The 16,165-nt window shown below is 72.6% G+C and carries 16 protein-coding genes; 8 read left to right on the top strand and 8 right to left on the bottom strand.

Going from position 1 to position 16,165, the window contains the following annotated elements:
- The 6 genes from ABD223_RS36310 to ABD223_RS36285 form a co-directional block, all read left to right on the top strand.
- Positions 1 to 917: alpha-glucosidase C-terminal domain-containing protein (locus ABD223_RS36310; RefSeq protein WP_344041465.1), on the top strand; the 917-nt coding region annotated here is incomplete at its 5' end.
- A gap of 5 nt (positions 918 to 922) precedes the next feature.
- Positions 923 to 2,263 (top strand): maltokinase N-terminal cap-like domain-containing protein, encoded by a 1,341-nt coding sequence (locus ABD223_RS36305; RefSeq protein WP_344041463.1) that lies wholly within the window; start codon positions 923 to 925, stop codon positions 2,261 to 2,263.
- A complete protein-coding gene (gene glgB, locus ABD223_RS36300; RefSeq protein ID WP_344041461.1) occupies positions 2,260 to 4,449 on the top strand; it encodes a 1,4-alpha-glucan branching protein GlgB in 2,190 nt (729 codons plus the stop codon). The genes ABD223_RS36305 and glgB overlap by 4 nt, the downstream gene beginning before the upstream one ends.
- 255 nt (positions 4,450 to 4,704) lie before the next feature.
- Positions 4,705 to 5,268, top strand: coding sequence for a snapalysin family zinc-dependent metalloprotease (locus ABD223_RS36295; protein ID WP_344041459.1), 564 nt, complete (start codon positions 4,705 to 4,707; stop codon positions 5,266 to 5,268).
- An 86-nt stretch (positions 5,269 to 5,354) separates the two neighbouring features.
- On the top strand, positions 5,355 to 6,731 hold the full coding sequence (locus tag ABD223_RS36290; RefSeq protein ID WP_344041457.1) for a neutral zinc metallopeptidase: 1,377 nt from the start codon (positions 5,355 to 5,357) through the stop codon (positions 6,729 to 6,731).
- Positions 6,732 to 6,761: 30 nt separating this feature from the next.
- Positions 6,762 to 8,195 (top strand): neutral zinc metallopeptidase, encoded by a 1,434-nt coding sequence (locus ABD223_RS36285; RefSeq protein WP_344041455.1) that lies wholly within the window; start codon positions 6,762 to 6,764, stop codon positions 8,193 to 8,195.
- 178 nt (positions 8,196 to 8,373) lie between these two features.
- On the opposite strand, the gene ABD223_RS36280 is transcribed toward ABD223_RS36285, so the two are convergent.
- From ABD223_RS36280 to ABD223_RS36270, 3 genes are read right to left on the bottom strand one after another with little or no spacing between them, the layout of a single operon-like run.
- Positions 8,374 to 9,342, bottom strand: a complete 969-nt coding sequence (locus ABD223_RS36280) for a tetratricopeptide repeat protein (RefSeq protein ID WP_344041453.1) — start codon at positions 9,340 to 9,342, stop codon at positions 8,374 to 8,376.
- A 42-nt stretch (positions 9,343 to 9,384) separates the two neighbouring features.
- A complete protein-coding gene (locus ABD223_RS36275; RefSeq protein ID WP_344041451.1) occupies positions 9,385 to 10,266 on the bottom strand; it encodes an SCO6745 family protein in 882 nt (293 codons plus the stop codon).
- Between the two features lie 22 nt (positions 10,267 to 10,288).
- Positions 10,289 to 10,594 carry an MTH1187 family thiamine-binding protein gene (locus ABD223_RS36270; RefSeq protein WP_344041449.1) on the bottom strand — a complete coding sequence of 102 codons (306 nt, stop codon included), beginning with the start codon at positions 10,592 to 10,594 and terminating at the stop codon, positions 10,289 to 10,291.
- A gap of 44 nt (positions 10,595 to 10,638) precedes the next feature.
- On the opposite strand from ABD223_RS36270, the gene ABD223_RS36265 reads away from it, so the two are divergent.
- Both ABD223_RS36265 and ABD223_RS36260 read left to right on the top strand, forming a co-directional pair.
- Positions 10,639 to 11,142, top strand: a complete 504-nt coding sequence (locus ABD223_RS36265) for a MarR family winged helix-turn-helix transcriptional regulator (RefSeq protein ID WP_344041447.1) — start codon at positions 10,639 to 10,641, stop codon at positions 11,140 to 11,142.
- 137 nt (positions 11,143 to 11,279) lie between these two features.
- Entirely contained in the window at positions 11,280 to 12,311 is a 1,032-nt protein-coding gene (locus ABD223_RS36260; RefSeq protein WP_344041445.1) for a phosphotransferase, read from the top strand.
- Here ABD223_RS36260 and ABD223_RS36255 read toward each other — a convergent pair.
- The 5 genes from ABD223_RS36255 to ABD223_RS36235 all read right to left on the bottom strand — a co-directional run bounded on the left by ABD223_RS36255 (position 12,293) and on the right by ABD223_RS36235 (position 16,103).
- Positions 12,293 to 12,619 (bottom strand): DUF3817 domain-containing protein, encoded by a 327-nt coding sequence (locus ABD223_RS36255; RefSeq protein WP_344041443.1) that lies wholly within the window; start codon positions 12,617 to 12,619, stop codon positions 12,293 to 12,295. The genes ABD223_RS36260 and ABD223_RS36255 overlap by 19 nt on opposite strands.
- Before the next feature lie 61 nt (positions 12,620 to 12,680).
- The gene (locus ABD223_RS36250) at positions 12,681 to 13,724 is read right to left on the bottom strand and encodes an ABC transporter permease (protein ID WP_344041441.1); all 1,044 of its coding nucleotides are present in this window, start codon (positions 13,722 to 13,724) and stop codon (positions 12,681 to 12,683) included.
- On the bottom strand, positions 13,721 to 14,635 hold the full coding sequence (locus ABD223_RS36245; RefSeq protein ID WP_344041439.1) for an ABC transporter ATP-binding protein: 915 nt from the start codon (positions 14,633 to 14,635) through the stop codon (positions 13,721 to 13,723). The genes ABD223_RS36250 and ABD223_RS36245 overlap by 4 nt, the downstream gene beginning before the upstream one ends.
- Positions 14,636 to 14,821: 186 nt before the next feature.
- The gene (locus ABD223_RS36240; RefSeq protein WP_344041437.1) at positions 14,822 to 15,019 is read right to left on the bottom strand and encodes a DUF397 domain-containing protein; all 198 of its coding nucleotides are present in this window, start codon (positions 15,017 to 15,019) and stop codon (positions 14,822 to 14,824) included.
- A 7-nt stretch (positions 15,020 to 15,026) separates the two neighbouring features.
- Positions 15,027 to 16,103, bottom strand: coding sequence for a DUF397 domain-containing protein (locus ABD223_RS36235; protein ID WP_344041435.1), 1,077 nt, complete (start codon positions 16,101 to 16,103; stop codon positions 15,027 to 15,029).
- Positions 16,104 to 16,165: the final 62 nt, after the last annotated feature.

Here is a 16,165-nt window from a genome sequence, read left to right as displayed (position 1 = left end):
ACTTCGGCAACCCGGAGGTGGGCGGGGACGAGTGCCACATGGCGTTCCACTTCCCGCTCATGCCCCGCATCTTCATGGCCGTGCGGCGCGAGTCGCGGTTCCCCATCTCGGAGATCCTGGCGCAGACGCCGGAGATCCCGACGGGCGCGCAGTGGGGCATCTTCCTGCGCAACCACGACGAGCTGACCCTCGAAATGGTCACCGACGAAGAACGCGACTACATGTACGCGGAGTACGCCAAGGACCCGCGCATGAAGGCCAACATCGGCATCCGCCGACGCCTGGCCCCGCTGCTGGAGAACGACCGCAACCAGCAGGAGCTGTTCACCGCCATGCTCCTGTCCCTGCCCGGCTCGCCGGTGCTGTACTACGGCGACGAGATCGGCATGGGCGACAACATCTGGCTCGGCGACCGCGACGCGGTGCGGACGCCGATGCAGTGGACCCCGGACCGCAACGCGGGCTTCTCCGGCTGCGACCCCGGCCGGATCTACCTGCCCGTGATCATGGACCCGGTGTACGGCTACCAGGGGCTCAACGTCGAGGCGCAGCTGAACAACCAGTCCTCGCTGCTCAACTGGACGCGTCGGATGATCGAGGTGCGCAAGCAGCACCACGCGTTCGCCGAAGGCGACTTCACCGACCTGGGCGGGTCCAACCCCAGCGTGCTGGCCTACCGGCGGCGGTACTGCCGACCGGACGGCCGCGAGGACGTCGTGGTGTGCGTGAACAACCTGTCGCGGTTCCCGCAGCCGGTGGAGCTCGACCTGTCGGAGCACCGCGGCGCGCGGCCCGTCGAGCTGACCGGCGGTGTCCGCTTCCCGCGGATCGGCGACCTGTCGTACCTGCTCACGCTGCCCGGCCACGGCTTCTACTGGTTCCAGCTCGTGGACGACGAAGACAGCGAGGCGAGGTGAGGGACGTGACCGATCCGCACGACCTGGTCGACAAGGTGATCACCGAGCTGCCGGCGTGGCTGCCCGCGCAGCGGTGGTTCGGCGGCAAGGACCGCCCGATCACCTCGGTGCGCCCCCTGCGGACCACGGTGCTGCGGGGCGGGGAACCGCCGCTGGTGCACCTGGTGGTCGAGGTGGAGCAACAGGGCCGGCGCGAGCCGTACCAGCTGCTGGTCACCGACCAGGTGGAGAACTACGACGCGACGCTCGACCACGAGCTGACCGGTGTGCTGCTCGACCTCATCGCGGAGGACCGCGAGGTCGACGGCCTGCGGTTCGCGCACGAGCCGGGCGTGGAGGTCCAGACCGGGCTGCGCGGGCGGCCCGTCGGCGCCGAGCAGTCCAACACCTCGATCGTGTTCGGCAGCCAGTACATCCTGAAGCTGTTCCGCAAGCTGACCACGGGCGAGAACCCCGACCTGGTGCTCCAGCGCGCGCTGCACGAGGTCGGCTGCGAGCACATCGCCCAGCCGCTCGGGTCGATCACCGGCGAGCTGGACGGCCGGGCCACCACGGTCGGGATGCTCCAGCAGTTCCTGCCCGACGCGGTGGACGGCTGGGCCATGGCCACCACGAGCGTGCGGGACCTGATGACCGAGCGGGACCTGCACGCCGACGAGGTGGGCGGCGACTTCGCCGGCGAGGCCCAGCGGCTCGGCCAGGCCGTGGCCACCGTGCACTCGGACCTGGAGCGGGCCCTCGGCGCGCAGCACGCCGACGCCGACGACATCGAGCGCAGCGTCCAGGCCATGTCCACCCGGCTGGACGAGGTCGTGTCCCGGGTGCCCGACCTGGAGCCGTTCGTGCCCGCGCTGCGCGAGGCGTTCGAGCAGGCCAGGGACACGCCGGGGGCGATCGCCATCCAGCACATCCACGGCGACCTGCACCTGGGCCAGGTGCTGCGCACCGTGCAGGGCTGGCTGCTGATCGACTTCGAGGGCGAGCCGGGCGCGCCGATCGCCGAGCGCACCGCGCTGCGGTCGCCGCTGCGGGACGTGGCCGGGATGCTGCGGTCGTTCGACTACGCGGCGCACCAGCTGCTGGTCGGCCGGCCGGAGGACCACCAGCTGGCCGTGCGGGCGCTGGAGTGGGCGCGGCGCAACCGGGCGGCGTTCACCGAGGGCTACGCGGAATCGGCCTCGGCGACGGTGGGTGATCCGCGCGGGCGCGGGTACCTGTTGAGGGCGTTCGAGCTGGACAAGGCCGTGTACGAGGTCGCCTACGAGCACGCGAACCGGCCGGAGTGGTTGACGGTGCCGCTGTCGTCGATCGCCCGGATCACTGGAGAGGGAGCCGCCCAGTCATGATTCCGCCCCAGGACGTCGACCGGCTGCTGGCCGGGGCGCACCACGACCCGCACTCCGTGCTCGGCGTGCACCACACCTCCGGTGGCGTGGTGGCGCGGGCGCTGCGGCCAGGGGCGTCCGCGGTGTCGGTGATGGCCGGGGACAAGCGCTTCGAGCTGGACCGGGTGGTCGACGGGCTGTTCGAGGGCGAGCTGCCCGAGCACCCCGGCGACTACCGGTTGGAGGTCGACTACTCCGGGCCCGACCCCGGCGGGCACGTGGTCGAGCTGGACGACCCGTACCGGTGGCTGCCGACCGTCGGCGAGCTGGACCTGCACCTGATCGGCGAGGGCCGCCACGAGCGGCTGTGGGACGCGCTGGGCGCGCACGTGCGCTCCTACGACACGCCCGGCGGCACGGTCAGCGGCGTCTCGTTCGCGGTGTGGGCGCCCACCGCGCGGGGCGTGCGGGTGTGCGGCGACTTCGACGGCTGGGACGGCCGGGCCAACCCGATGCGGTCGCTCGGCTCGTCGGGCGTGTGGGAGGTCTTCATCCCGGGCGTCGACGTCGGCGCCCGGTACAAGTTCCGCATCCTCGGCCAGGACGGCCGGTGGCACGAGAAGGCCGACCCGATGGCCTTCGCCACCGAGACGCCGCCCGCCACCGCGTCGGTCGTCACCACCGCGCGGCACCGGTGGGGCGACGCGGAGTGGGAGGCGCGCCGGGACGCCACCCGGTGGGCGAACGCGCCGATGTCGGTGTACGAGGTGCACCTCGGGTCGTGGAAACCGGGCCTGGGCTACCGCGAGCTGGCGACCGAGCTGGCCGACTACGTGAGCGAGCAGGGCTTCACGCACGTGGAGCTGATGCCGGTCGCCGAGCACCCGTTCGGCGGGTCGTGGGGCTACCAGGTCACCTCCTACTACGCCCCGACCTCGCGGTTCGGCTCGCCGGACGACTTCCGGCACTTCGTCGACACCCTGCACCAGCGCGGCATCGGCGTGATCATGGACTGGGTGCCCGCCCACTTCCCCAAGGACGCGTGGGCGCTGGCCCGGTTCGACGGCACCCCGCTGTACGAGCACGCCGACCCGCGCCGGGGCGAGCAGCCCGACTGGGGCACGTACGTGTTCGACTTCGGGCGCAACGAGGTGCGCAACTTCCTCGTCGCCAACGCCCTGTACTGGATCGACGAGTTCCACATCGACGGCCTGCGGGTCGACGCGGTGGCGTCCATGCTCTACCTGGACTACTCCCGCCAGGAGGGGCAGTGGCTGCCCAACCAGTACGGTGGCCGGGAGAACCTGGACGCCGTCCGGTTCCTCCAGGAGCTCAACGCCACGGTGTACAAGCGCCACCCGGGCGTGGTGATGGTGGCGGAGGAGTCCACGGCGTGGCCGGGCGTCACCCGGCCCACCCACCTGGGCGGCCTGGGGTTCGGGTTCAAGTGGAACATGGGCTGGATGCACGACACGCTGCACTACCTGTCGCGCGAGACGGTGCACCGGTCGTTCCACCACAACGAGATCACCTTCTCGCTGGTGTACGCGTGGAGCGAGAACTTCGTGCTGCCGCTCTCGCACGACGAGGTGGTGCACGGCAAGGGCTCGCTGTGGCAGCGGATGCCCGGCGACGACTGGAACAAGGCCGCGAGCCTGCGGTCGCTGCTGGCGTACATGTGGGCCCACCCGGGCAAGCAGCTGCTGTTCATGGGCGGCGAGTTCGGGCAGCGGGGCGAGTGGTCGGAGTCCCGGTCGCTGGACTGGCACCTGCTGGACGACCCGCTGCACCGGGGCGTGCGGTCGCTGATCGCGGACCTCAACGGGGTGTACCGCTCCTCGCCCGCGCTGTACTCGGCCGACGACCGGCCGGAGGGGTTCTCCTGGATCGACGCCAACGACTCGGGCGGCAACGTGCTGAGCTTCCTGCGCGTCGGCGAGGACGGGTCGCTGCTGGCGTGCGTCGCCAACTTCTCCGGGATGCCGCACCACGACTACCGGGTGGGGCTGCCGTGCCCGGGGCGGTGGCGCGAGGTGGTGAACACGGACTCGGCGGACTACGGCGGGTCCGGGGTCGGGAACATGGGCGTCGTGGAGGCGGAGGAGGAGCCCTGGCACGGGCGGCCGGCGTCGGCGGTGCTCCAGCTGCCGCCGTCCGGGGTGCTGTGGCTGGCGCCGGAGCGGCAGCCGGACACCGGCGTGCTCTGAGCCGGCGTGGTCCGGCGTGGTCCGGGCCGGCCTGATCGGGTGACGCGGCCGGGGGGCGTCCCGCCGCGAGGTGGGGCGCCCCCCGGCTCGTCGCCCGATGACCCGGCGGTCGCCGGAAGTGTCCGGATCGCCGCGGCCGGCGAGGGGAACGACCCTACTTCCGGGGCTGGTGGCGCCCTGCCACGGCTGGTTGTTTGGGATCGGGAGCCACCCCTGTCACCGGCTCCGGCTCTTCCCTGCCAGAAGGAGACCACCATGTTCGTGCGCAAGGCCGCGCGCGTCGCAACGCTCGTGCTGGGCCTGGTCCTGCCGCTGGTCGCGGTCGCCGCGCCCGGCGCCGCCGCCGCGCCGGCGGACCCCGGCGCGCTGGTCCGCACCCTGTACTACGACACCAGCCAGGCCCAGGAGTTCGCCGCCGACTGGGACAAGGCGGCCGCCAACTGGAACGCCTCGGTCGGCAACGTCCGGCTGGCCAAGCGGACCTCCGGCACGCCGACCAACATCCGGATCTACGCCGACAACGGCTGGCCGCGCGCCTACGTGACGTCGCTCGGCAACGGAACCGTCTACATGGGACGCCAGGCCGTCCAGCAGGGCCACTACCGGCCCCGCATCACCACCCACGAGATCGGGCACATCCTGGGCCTGCCCGACCGGCGCACCGGGCTGTGCTCGGACCTGATGTCCGGCTCCAGCGCGCCGGCGTCGTGCCGCAACGACCTGCCCAACGCGGCCGAGCGCGCCGAGGTCGACCGCCGGTTCGCGGGTCAGCTCGCCGCGGTGGACGTGCGGACCGCCGCGTACGCGGGCGTGTTCTGAGCGGTCGGGACCGCGACCGCCGCGGGGCGGTCGCGGTCCCACCCGAACACCACCCCGCAGGGGGTGGCAACAGGCACAATGGGCTGATGCTGCGTGCATCGGCTCGGTTGGCCCTGCTGACCACGGTCCTGGTCGCGACGACCTCCTGCGCCCACGTGGTGCCGGGCAGGCCCGTGGCGGGCGAAGGCGTCACCAGGGGGACGGTCGACCCCGGTTTCATCCGCGGCACCGACGGCGGCCCGATCGACCAGCTGGCGGCCACCGCCATCACCGACATCAACACCTACTGGGAGGACGCCTTCCCGGACACGTTCGGCAAGCCGTGGCAGGAGCTGGAGGGCGGGATCTACTCGGTGGACACCGCCGACCCGTCGGCCAAGCCGCCACCGTGCACGGAGCAGGCCTCCGACGTCGAGGGCAACGCGTTCTACTGCCCCAGCGCCGACGCCATCGCGTGGGACCGGGCGGCGCTGCTGCCGGTGCTCCAGGACCGGTTCGGCGACGCCGCCGTGGTGATCGTGCTGGCCCACGAGTGGGGCCACGCCGTGCAGAACCGGATGGGCATCACGCCCGAGGCCGAGCGCCGCGAGCCGCGGCGGTTCCCGACGATCCTCACCGAGGCCATGGCCGACTGCTTCGCCGGCGCGTTCGTCAAGTGGGTGAACGACGGGGAGTCCGAGCACCTGGAGATCGGCTCGGAGGTGCTGGACCCGGCGCTGGGCGCGCTGGTCACCTTCCGCGACCCGGTCGGCACGTCGCAGACCGACCGGTCCGCGCACGGCAACGCGTTCGACCGCGTGTCCGCGTTCCAGGACGGCTACCAGCAGGGCTCGAAGTTCTGCGCGGGGATGACGGTGGACAACCGGGTGTTCACCCAGCAGGCGTTCACCAACGCCGACGACCGCGACCGCGGCGGCAACCTGCCGTTCGACGAGATCCTCACCGCCGTCACCCAGGACCTCGACCTCTACTACAAGGGCCTGGTCCAGGGCGCGGGCAAGCAGTGGACCACGCCGAGGACCACGCCCACCGAGCAGGAGCCGGACTGCTCCGGCGACCAGGGCCCGGTGGCGTTCTGCCCGGCCGACGACTCGGTGGAGGTCGAGGTCGAGGAGGACCTGCCCGAGCTGCACGCGCGGATCGGCGACTACGCCACGGGCGTGCTGCTGGCCAGCCGGTACGGGCTGGCGGCGATGGACGCGGTCGGCGCCGAGGTCGAGGGCGCGAGCGCGGCGACCAGCGCGTTGTGCCTGGCCGGCGCGTACACGCGGGAGGTGTTCATCCGGCAGGAGGGCTTCGGCCTGTCCCCCGGCGACCTGGACGAGGCCGTGCAGGTGCTGCTCGCCTACGACTACGCGGCGCGGGACGCGGCGGGCGGGTCGGCGCTGGAACCCGGGTTCAAGAGGGTCGAGGTGTTCCGCGGCGGCGTGCTGGAGGGCTCCGGGGCCTGCGGTTTGTCCTGATCCGCCCGCGCGGCCAAGTAGTGTCTGGGCATGGTTCGACGGGCAGTTCAGGTCACGGCGCTCGCCGCCGTGCTCGCGTTGACCGGGTGCACCCAGCTGGTGGGCGGTGTCGCCCGCCCGGAGCGGCCCGACGTCACCAAGGTGTCAGGCCTCGACATCACCACCGGGGAGAGCGGCGCGAAACCGGGCGCGCCCGACGCCGACCTCCGGGTGGAGAACGGCGACGGCGGCGAGATGGACCGGCTGGCCATCAACGCGCTGGCCGACGTGGCGGAGTACTGGTCCGAGCAGCTGCCCGCCCGGTTCGACGTGCCGTTCGAGCCGGTCAAGCGGCTGGTGTCGTACGACTCGAACGGCGCGGGCGTGGAGATCTGCCGCACGAACACGGCGGGCGTGGCCAACGCGTTCTACTGCTCGCTGGACGACTCGATCGCCTGGGACCGCGGCGAGCTGCTGCCGATGCTGGACGACGCGTTCGGGCCGATGTCGGTGGTGACCGTGCTGGCGCACGAGATGGGTCACGCGGTCCAGTACAAGCTCGGCGACAAGGGCGGCATCACCCAGGCCACGCCGACGATCATCAAGGAGCAGCAGGCCGACTGCTACGCGGGCAACTTCTTCCGGTGGGTCGCCGAGGGGAAGTCGAAGCACTTCCGGATCTCCACCGGGCCCGGGTTGAACCAGGTGCTGGCGACGATGTTCTTCATCCGGGACGCGGCGGGCACGTCGGCGGAGAAGCAGGGCGCGCACGGCAGCGCGTTCGACCGGGTGGCGGCGTTCCAGTTCGGGTTCGCGGGCGACCCGCGGCGGTGCGCGGCGATCGACGAGGCGGAGATCGACGCGCGGATCACCCAGCAGGTGTTCGCCCAGCAGGACCGGGACCAGGGGAACGGCAAGGGCAACCTGAAGGTCGACGACCCCGAGGCGCTGGAGGCGCTGGAGGAGTCGCTGCGGGAGGCCTACAAGCAGACCGGCGCCGTGCCGCCCGAGGTCTCCACGTCCGGGGCCGACTGCCGGGACGCGGAGGAGACCTCGCCCGCGTCGTACTGCCCGTCGACCAACTCGATCTCGGTCGACCTGCCCGACCTGGTGCGGATCGGCACGCCGCCGAAGCGGGGGCAGAAGGGCGGCATCGGCGACTTCGCGGCGTTCGCGGAGATCGCCTCGCGGTTCGCGCTGTCGATCCAGAAGGCGACCGGCTACTCGCTGGAGGGCCCGGCGGCGGGGCTGCGCACCGCCTGCCTGACCGGGGCGTGGGCGGGCACCACGACGCAGGGCGGGGCCCGGCTGAAGCTGTCCTCCGGCGACCTGGACGAGGCGGTGGCGGAGCTGCTGGCGGACGGGAGCCTGATCGCGGCGGACGTGAACGGCACCGTGGTGCCGTCCGGGTTCGCCCGGGTGGAGGCGTTCCGGGACGGCTTCTTCGACGGCTCCGGGCTGTGCACGCGGAAGTACTCGGGCTGAGCGGAGGCACCCGGGCCGGCCCGTCGCAGGCCGGCCCGTCGCAGGTCCGTCGGGTCGAGCGGTTCCCTCGTCGGTGATCAGCAGCCGCCACCGCGCCGCGGCGGCCGTGCGCGCGGGTGACCGGCGCGCCCCGGCCCGGAAGCGAACGGCCGGGGCGTCGCGGTCCGGTCCGGCGTGCTCAGTACAGGGCGCCGGCGAGGTTCCGCCGGGCCTTGGACACGCGCTCGTCGTCCACCGGGAACAGCTCGAACAGCCCCACCAGGTGCTCGCGCACCCGGTCGCGGTCCTCGCCGAACACGCGGCGCACGGTGTCGACCAGTCGCCGGAACGCCTGCTCGACCTCGTTGGAGGCCACCTCCAGGTCGGCGGCCGCCAGCTGCGCGTCCACGTCGTCCGGGTTCGCGTCGGCCCGCGCCACCGCGTCCTGCTCCAGCGCCTCGGCCCGCGCGGTGAACCTGACCTGCGCCAGGGCCGCCTTGGCCTCGGCGTTGCCTGGCTCGGCCGCGAGGATCGCCTCGTAGGCGGCCTCGGCGGCGGCGAAGTCGCCCTGCTCGAAGGCGTCCTCGGCGGCGGTGAAGCGCGGGTCCTCGGGCTCCGGCACGGGCTCCGCGTCGGTCCGGCCGGCCTCGGCGGCGCTGATGCCGGGCAGCCGGTCGCGCAGGGCGTCGAGCAGGCGGTTGATCCACTGGGCGAACTCGGCGTCCGGCAGCGGGCCCGCGAAGGCGTCGAGCGGCTGGCCGCCGGCGACCGCCACGACGGTGGGCACGGACTGGACGCCGAACAGCTGCCCGATGCGCGGGCTCGCGTCGAGGTCGACGCGCGCCAGCAGCCACGTGCCGCCTCCGGCGCGCGCCGCGCGCTCCAGGACGGGCGACAGCTTCGCGCCCTCCTGGCTCCACGACGCGTTCAGCTCGACGACCACGGGCACTTCCAGGGAGCGCTCGACCGCGGCCTGGAACGTCGCCTCGGTGACGTCGAGGATCCACGGGCTCGGGTCCTGGTCCGGCGCGCCGGTCGCGGTCGGCGGGGGCGGTGCGGTGGCGCGCTGCCTCTGGGCATCGGCTCGGGCCTTCAGCGCGCCCAAGTCGACCGCCCCGGACAACGCGGCGGACAGTGCGGCGGTCTTGCGGGGGTCTGGCCTCGTCACGCTTCCATCCTGGCACGAGATCACCGGTGCTCCGCGCGGGGTTCAGCCGGCGAGTTGCCGGACCGGGTCGATGGCCATCGGGTTGGCCCGCATGGCGTCGTTGAGCCGGCCCAGGCGGCGGGCGACCGGGGTCGTCAACTCGGCGAACCGCGCGGTGCGGTCCTCGCCCAGCGCCCGCCACGGCGAGGCCGCCGCCTCGTCGGTGCGGCGCTCGACCTCCTCGCGCAACGCCCGGCCCGCCGGGGTCAGGCCAGTCTTGACCTGCCCAGTTCCGACCTGCCCCTCGGCGAGCAGGCCGCGCGAGCGCAGCGAGTCCACCGCGGCGTCCCACTCCTCCTCCAGCCAGCCCCGCGCCTCGCGCAGGTAGGCCGGTTCGAGGTCGTGGTCCGCGCCGAACAGCGCCAGCGCCTCGCACGCGGTCAGGTCGGCGGCCACCAGCGCCGCCACGTGCCCGTCACCGCGCGACTCGCGCAGCGTCGTGCACGCCTGCCACAGCGCCAGGTGCGGCTCGTCGGGCACGGGCAGCGCCCGGTTGGCCGCGCCGAGCACCCGGCCCTCGACCGGCGTGGCGGCGGCCGCCTCGACCGCCAGTTCGGCGGCCTCGGCCAGGTCCGCGCCGCCCAGCATCCGCCGCAGCGCGCCGTCCACGCCCTCCAGCCTCGCCACCAGGAACCGCTCCGGCGAGGCCGCCTCCCACGCGTCGGGCAGCGCGCGGGCCACCTTGCGCGGGGCGAAGCTGAAGAACGCGGCGGCGACCACCTCGGGCGACGCCGCGCCCAGCGGGGCCGCGCGCAGGCCGAAGTAACCCATCCAGCCGCCCTTGCACCCGAGCGCGTCGGCTGCCGCGCGCGACTCCGGTGTGAAGTAGGTGACGTCGTGGTAGGTCTCGAAGCGCAGCCAGAGGTCCCTGGGCGTCGTCGTCATGGTCGCAATTTAGTAGGTAGTCCTACTTCTCACCAGAGGCGAGGTGTTGCTCGACCCGCTCCACCTTGGCCCGCAGCTGACCCGTGTGACCGGGGCGGATGTCGGCCTTGAGGACCAGGCTGACCCGTGGCGCGGTGGCCTGCACGGCCTCGGTCGCCGCCTTCACCACCGCCATCACCTCGTCCCACTCCCCCTCCACCAGGGTGAACATGGCGTTGGTCTCGTTGGGCAGGCCCGACTCGCGGACCACGCGCACCGCCTCGGCGACCGCCGCCGCCACACCATCGGACTCCCCGCCGAGCGGGCTGACGCTGAACGCGACGAGCACTGGTTGCCTCCTGCGAATCGGGTACCCACTGGTAGCTTCGGCGCATGACGTCCCAGCCGCTGCCGTTCGACCCCATCGCGCGTGCCGCCGAGCTGTGGGAGAAGCGGATCGGCCCGTCGACGGCGATGGCCGCGGTCACGAGCGTCATGCGAGTACAGCAGATCATCCAGTCCGCCGTGGACACCGCCCTCAAGCCGCACGGCCTCACCTTCGCGCGCTTCGAGGCGCTGGTGCTGCTGACCTTCTCCCGCGCGGGCAGCCTGCCGATGCGCGTCATGGGCGAACGCCTCCAGCTGCACCCGACGAGCGTCACGAACATCGTGGACCGGCTGGAGGCCGACGGCCTGGTCCGCCGCACGCCGCACCCGACCGACCGCCGCACCACGCTGGTCGAGATCACCGAGGCCGGGCACACGCGCCGCGAGGCCGCGACCGAGGCCGTGACGTCGGCGGAGTTCGGGCTGCGCGGGCTGACCGACCGGCAGACCGAGCAGCTCACCGAACTGCTGGCGAGGGTCCGCCGCGCGGTCGGGGATTTCGAGGACTGAGACGCGACGGGTCCTCGGCTTCGGGGATCCGGAGGGCCGCGACCTGCCACTTCGGGGTTGCGGGACCCCGCGAAACCGGACTTCGGCAGACCGAAATCCCGTCGACGGCCACGCCGCCCGTCCGTCACCCTCCAGGGGTGCGCGAGATCAGGGCGTTGATCACGGTCGGCGGGCGGTACGTCGGCGAGGCGGAGCCGTTCACCGTGGACAGCCCGTGGTGGAACCACGTGGAGCCGGTGACCGCCCACCTGGACCGCGCGCTGGGCGTCACCACCAGCGTGCTGCGCCTGGTCGCCACGACCGCGCCCGCCATGCGCGACGGCGTGGTGACCTACCAGGTCGAGGCCGACCGGGAGCCCGCCGGGCTGGACCGGGGCGCGGAGCACGAGTTCCCGGACCACCCGCTGCGGCTGCCGTGGGCGAGACCGGGCGGGCCCGCGGAGCTGGTCGCGTGGGCGGCCCGGCACGTGCGGCTGACCGGCAGGCCCGTGCAGGTCAAGACGTGGAACCTGTCGTGCCTGTACCGGCTGCCGACCACCCGGGGCGCGGTGTGGGCGAAGGCCACGCCGCCGTTCATGGCCGACGAGGGCCGGGTGATCGGGCTGGTGGCGTCGGTGGACCCGACGCTCGCGCCGGTGCTGCTCGCCGCCGAACCCGGCCGGGTCCTGCTGGCCGAGGCGCCCGGCCACGACTGCTGGAGGCCCACCGGCGAGGTGGTCGACCGGATCGTGCCCCGCTGGGTGGCCGCGCAGGCGGCGCTGGCGGGCGAGCCCCGGCTGCGGGTGCGCGGGGTGGAGCCGCCCGGCTTCGGCCTGCCCGGCACCCTGCTGCACGGCGACTTCCACCCCGGCAACTGGCGCTCCGGCGGCGTGGTGCTCGACTGGGGCGACGCGCACTGGGGCAACCCGGCGCTGGACGCGGCCCGCCTGGTCGGGTTCGTCGCGCCCGGGGTCCGGGCGGGCGTCGAGCGCGCCTGGGTCGAGGCGTGGCTGGAGCACCGGCCGGACAGCGACCCGGCCGAGGCCCTGCGGCACGCCCGCCCGGCGTCGCACCTCGTCGGCGCGCTGGTCTACCAGGAGTTCCTGGACAACATCGAGCCGAGCGAGCGCGTCTACCACGAGGGCGACCCCGAGGCGGAGCGGGAACGCGCTCAGTCCCTGGCGGTCTGAACCCCGTCCCGGGTCTCGTCCAGCCGGCCGGTCCGCGCGGCCCAGCGCTCGAACACGACCGTGCCGAACGGCGGCACGGCCGCGACCAGGGCCCAGAACAGCGTCTTGCGGTCCCACCGCTGCGCCATCATCAGCGCCACCAGCAGGTAGGCGACGAAGACCGCGCCGTGGACCGGACCGAAGATCTTGACGCCGATCTCGTTCTCGACCACCACGTACTTGAAGAACATGCCGAGCAACAGGCCGGCCCAGGACACGGCCTCGGCCAGGGCCAGGAGGCGGAACCGGCCAACGGGGCTGGAGAGCATGTCCACCATTGTGGTCGGTGACCGCGCTCACCAGCCCCCCGGGGTGTCCGGTTCGCCGGGTTCAGTCCTCCCAGCGGAACACCTTGGCCGCGATGAACCCGACCACCAGCGTGAAGCCGATCAGCACCGCGGACGGCACGAGCAGCGCCTCCACGCCCTTGCCGCGCACCAGCACGTCGAGCATCCCGTCGTTCATGTGCCGCAGCGGGAACGTCTTCGACACCGCCTGGAGCCACCCGGGCGCGTTCTCCACCGGGAAGAACGTGCCGGACAGGAACGCCATCGGCATGATGATCAGGTTCGCCGCGCCGGACGCGGACTCCTCGGTCTTGCAGAACGCGCCGACCAGCATCCCGATCGCGAAGAACGCCGTGGTGCCGAGCACCAGCAGCGGCAGCGCGAGGTACCACTGGCCGGTGAGCCGCAGGCCGAACAGGGGCAGCGTGGCGACCGCCACGAACACCACGCCCTGGGCGAGCGCCGTGCCGACGGAGACGAGGATGCGGGAGGTGAGCACGGTGGTCGTGCCGACCGGGGCGAGCCGGATGCGGCGCAGCACCTGCTTCTTGCGCCACGACACCAGGGTGAGCGCCGCGCCGAACACGCCGGAGAACGACACCGCCCACGACAGGATGCCGGGCGTCAGGTACTGGATGGGCTTGAGCGAGGCGTCCTCGACCGGCTCGGCCTCCAGGGTGAACGTCGGCGTCACGTTCGCCGCGCCGAGGTTGAGCTTGTCCACCACGCCGGACACGATGCCGACGACGGTGCCCGCGGCGACCTGGTCACTGGCCGCGAACACCAGGTCCACCCGGTTGCCCTCCACGACGACCGCGGCGGGCAGGTCCCCGTCGTCGACCCCCTGCCGGGCGGCGTCGGCGCTGTCGTAGCGCTCCAGCTCCAGCGCGCCGGTCTGCTCCAGGGCGGTGAGCACCGGGCCGTCGCCGACCGCGCCGACCTTGGTCCGGTCGTCGCCGGAGTCGCCCAGCAGCAGGCCGAACACGACCAGGAACAGCAGCGGGAACAGGAACACGAAGAACAGGGACATCCGGTCCCGCAGGAACCCCTTGGTCATGGCCGACGCGAGGCTCTTGAAGGCGGTCACGCGCGGTACTCCCGTCCGGTCAGGTCGAGGAACACGTCCTCCAACGTGGCGGTGCGGACCTGGAGCCCGTCGAGCGTGCCGCGCTCGGCGAGCGCCGACAGGACCGGCGCGGGCCGGCGGGTGGAGATGGTCAGCGAGACCTCGTCCTCGTGCGCCTCCTCGACGCCGGAGATGGCGCGGGCGGCCTCCGTGGTGAGGGCGCCCTTCTGGAGCACGACGTGGGTGGGCGCGTCGAGGCCGCGCACCAGGGTGGCCGGCGCGTCCATGGCCAGCACGCGGCCGCGGTCCATGATGGCCACCCGGTCGCAGAGGATCTCGGCCTCGTCGAGGTAGTGCGTCGTGTAGACGATCGTCTTGCCGCGGGCCTGGATCGCGCGCAGCACGTCCCACAGGTTGCGGCGGGCCTGCGGGTCCAGGGCGGCGGTCGGCTCGTCGAGGAACACCACGTCCGGGTCGTGCACGAGGGCGCAGGCGATCGACAGGCGCTGGCGCTGGCCGCCGGAGAGGTTGTTCTCCCGCACCTCGGCCTTGTCCGTCAGGCCGACCAGCTCCAGCATCTCGTCGGCCCTGCGCGAGGACACGCCGTACAGGGAGCCGAAGGTCTGGAGCTGCTCGCGGGCGGTCAACTTCTCGAAGAAGCTGGACGCCTGGAGCTGCACGCCGATGCGGGGCAGCAGCTTGGTGTTGCGCGGCCAGGGGTCCTCACCGAGCAGCGTGACCCGGCCGGCGTCCGCGCGGCGCAGTCCCTCGACGATTTCGAGCGTGGTGGTCTTGCCCGCCCCGTTCGGCCCGAGGATGCCGAAGAACTCCCCTTCCGCGACGGTGAACGAGACGCCGTCCACCGCTCTCAGGTCGCCGTAGCTCTTGCGGATGTCCGACACCACGACTGCCGGGATGCGTGCCCCTGTCATGGCTGGGACCGTAAGGGCGGCGTGGGGCTTCTGAGGGCGGATCGACCTAAGTGTCAGGTGATCGCGACCTTCGTCGCGCCTGGCCGTCGCTCTGCGCGCCGCGCTGGTCACGGGGGGTTCTCGCTTTGGGCCGGGTGGAGCAGCGGGGCGTCCAGGACCGGCCGGGGCGCCCCGCCCCCGTGATCGTCAGTCGCGCTTGAGCCCGGCGAGGAACGACCCGAACGCGCTCGGCGGGAAGACCGATGCCGGGCCGGACGCGTTCTTGCTGTCCCGCACGGCGGCGCCGATGCCGACATCCGCGATCTCGACGCACTGAGCCCCACCCGCGTTGGACCGGCTGCTCTTGCGCCACTGTGCACCTTGAAGTGCGATGTCGTTCGCCATGGTGCGGTCAGCCGTCCCGGAGCCCGTCGACGAACGCGCGGAACGACTTCGCGGGGAAGACCAGCACCGGTCCCCGGTGCTTCGTGTCCCCGACCGCGACCGTCTCGCGGGTCGGTTCGAACCCGCACTCCACGCACTGGGGGTCGTTGCCCCCGTTGGTGTAGCTGCTCTTGCGCCACCGGTACCCCGAACGGGAGGTGGCTCTGCCTGGCATCGTTCCTTCCCCCTGGCGTTGCTTGAGGTCAGCGATCCGAGCTTCCAGTATCTCGCGCGTTCGCCCTTCCGAGACTCCCGCGTCCGCCGCCTTTTCCCACGCATCGTCGAAGACGAGCCGGAAGCGGCTCACGTCCCGCTTGATGTAGTCGTTCCGGGCGATGTGCCCCACGAAGGCGAGCCACTCGTCGGGCTCCGCGTGCAGCAGTGTGAATGGGTTGCTCAGGCCGGTCACGGCGCCTGCGGAACTCGGGATGACGCGAAAGCGGACGCGCTCCAACTCGGCCACGTCCCGAAGCCGCTCGATCTGGTGAGCCGCGATGTCGGGTTCGCCGTCCATCCGGTCGAGCGCCGCTTCACCGAGCACGATCGACACCTCCGGGCCGTCCGGCCGGAAGATCCGCTCCCCGCGCTGCTCGCGGTCCCGCGCGAGCGCCTCCACGTCGTTGAGGTCGACGAGCGGCGACTTCGCCAGGGTGGCGAAGGCGAATTCGAACGTCTGGAGGAGCCCTGGAATCTCGTTGTAGATCATCCAAATGGCTGTCGCCCGGCGTTCGCGGGCGAGGTACTCGCGGGACTGCACCCCGGCGGCGACCGGCCGGGCCCTTCCGGCAGATTGATCGGCCAACTCGACGAGCCGGCCCGCGTCGTCGGCCGAAGGTTGGTAGCGCGTGAGCATCCACGTCACGTGCGCGGTCTTCGGCGCGATCTGCGCGGTTTCGATCTTCGAGAGCACGGAGGCGTAGCCACCGGTGGTCGAGATCATCTCCGCCTCAGCCCGTCCTGGCGCGAGCCCGGCAGCCTCACGAAGTCGTCGAGCGAGCTTCGCGAACTCCAGCCGCGCGCCGTACGGATCGAGCGGTTCCACCATGGCGCGGAGTCTGCCCTACCGCTCTGGTCACCCATCCTTACGCTCAATCGAGTGACTGAACC

Origin of the sequence: Saccharothrix xinjiangensis, from assembly GCF_039527585.1 — a bacterium.
Lineage (GTDB): Bacteria > Actinomycetota > Actinomycetes > Mycobacteriales > Pseudonocardiaceae > Actinosynnema > Actinosynnema xinjiangensis.
Note: the sequence above shows the minus strand (reverse complement) of the source record. Positions and strands in the feature narration are given on the sequence as shown.

Excerpts from the sequence above, each read along its gene's own strand:
- ABD223_RS36275 (WP_344041451.1), bottom strand. The coding sequence starts at position 10,266 with ATGACGACGACGCCCAGGGACCTCTGGCTGCGCTTCGAGACCTACCAC.
- ABD223_RS36235 (WP_344041435.1), bottom strand. The coding sequence starts at position 16,103 with ATGGTGGAACCGCTCGATCCGTACGGCGCGCGGCTGGAGTTCGCGAAG.
- glgB (WP_344041461.1), top strand. The coding sequence starts at position 2,260 with ATGATTCCGCCCCAGGACGTCGACCGGCTGCTGGCCGGGGCGCACCAC.
- ABD223_RS36240 (WP_344041437.1), bottom strand. The coding sequence starts at position 15,019 with ATGGCGAACGACATCGCACTTCAAGGTGCACAGTGGCGCAAGAGCAGC.
- ABD223_RS36295 (WP_344041459.1), top strand. The coding sequence starts at position 4,705 with ATGTTCGTGCGCAAGGCCGCGCGCGTCGCAACGCTCGTGCTGGGCCTG.
- ABD223_RS36285 (WP_344041455.1), top strand. The coding sequence starts at position 6,762 with ATGGTTCGACGGGCAGTTCAGGTCACGGCGCTCGCCGCCGTGCTCGCG.
- ABD223_RS36265 (WP_344041447.1), top strand. The coding sequence starts at position 10,639 with ATGACGTCCCAGCCGCTGCCGTTCGACCCCATCGCGCGTGCCGCCGAG.
- ABD223_RS36245 (WP_344041439.1), bottom strand. The coding sequence starts at position 14,635 with ATGACAGGGGCACGCATCCCGGCAGTCGTGGTGTCGGACATCCGCAAG.
- ABD223_RS36290 (WP_344041457.1), top strand. The coding sequence starts at position 5,355 with ATGCTGCGTGCATCGGCTCGGTTGGCCCTGCTGACCACGGTCCTGGTC.
- ABD223_RS36255 (WP_344041443.1), bottom strand. The coding sequence starts at position 12,619 with ATGCTCTCCAGCCCCGTTGGCCGGTTCCGCCTCCTGGCCCTGGCCGAG.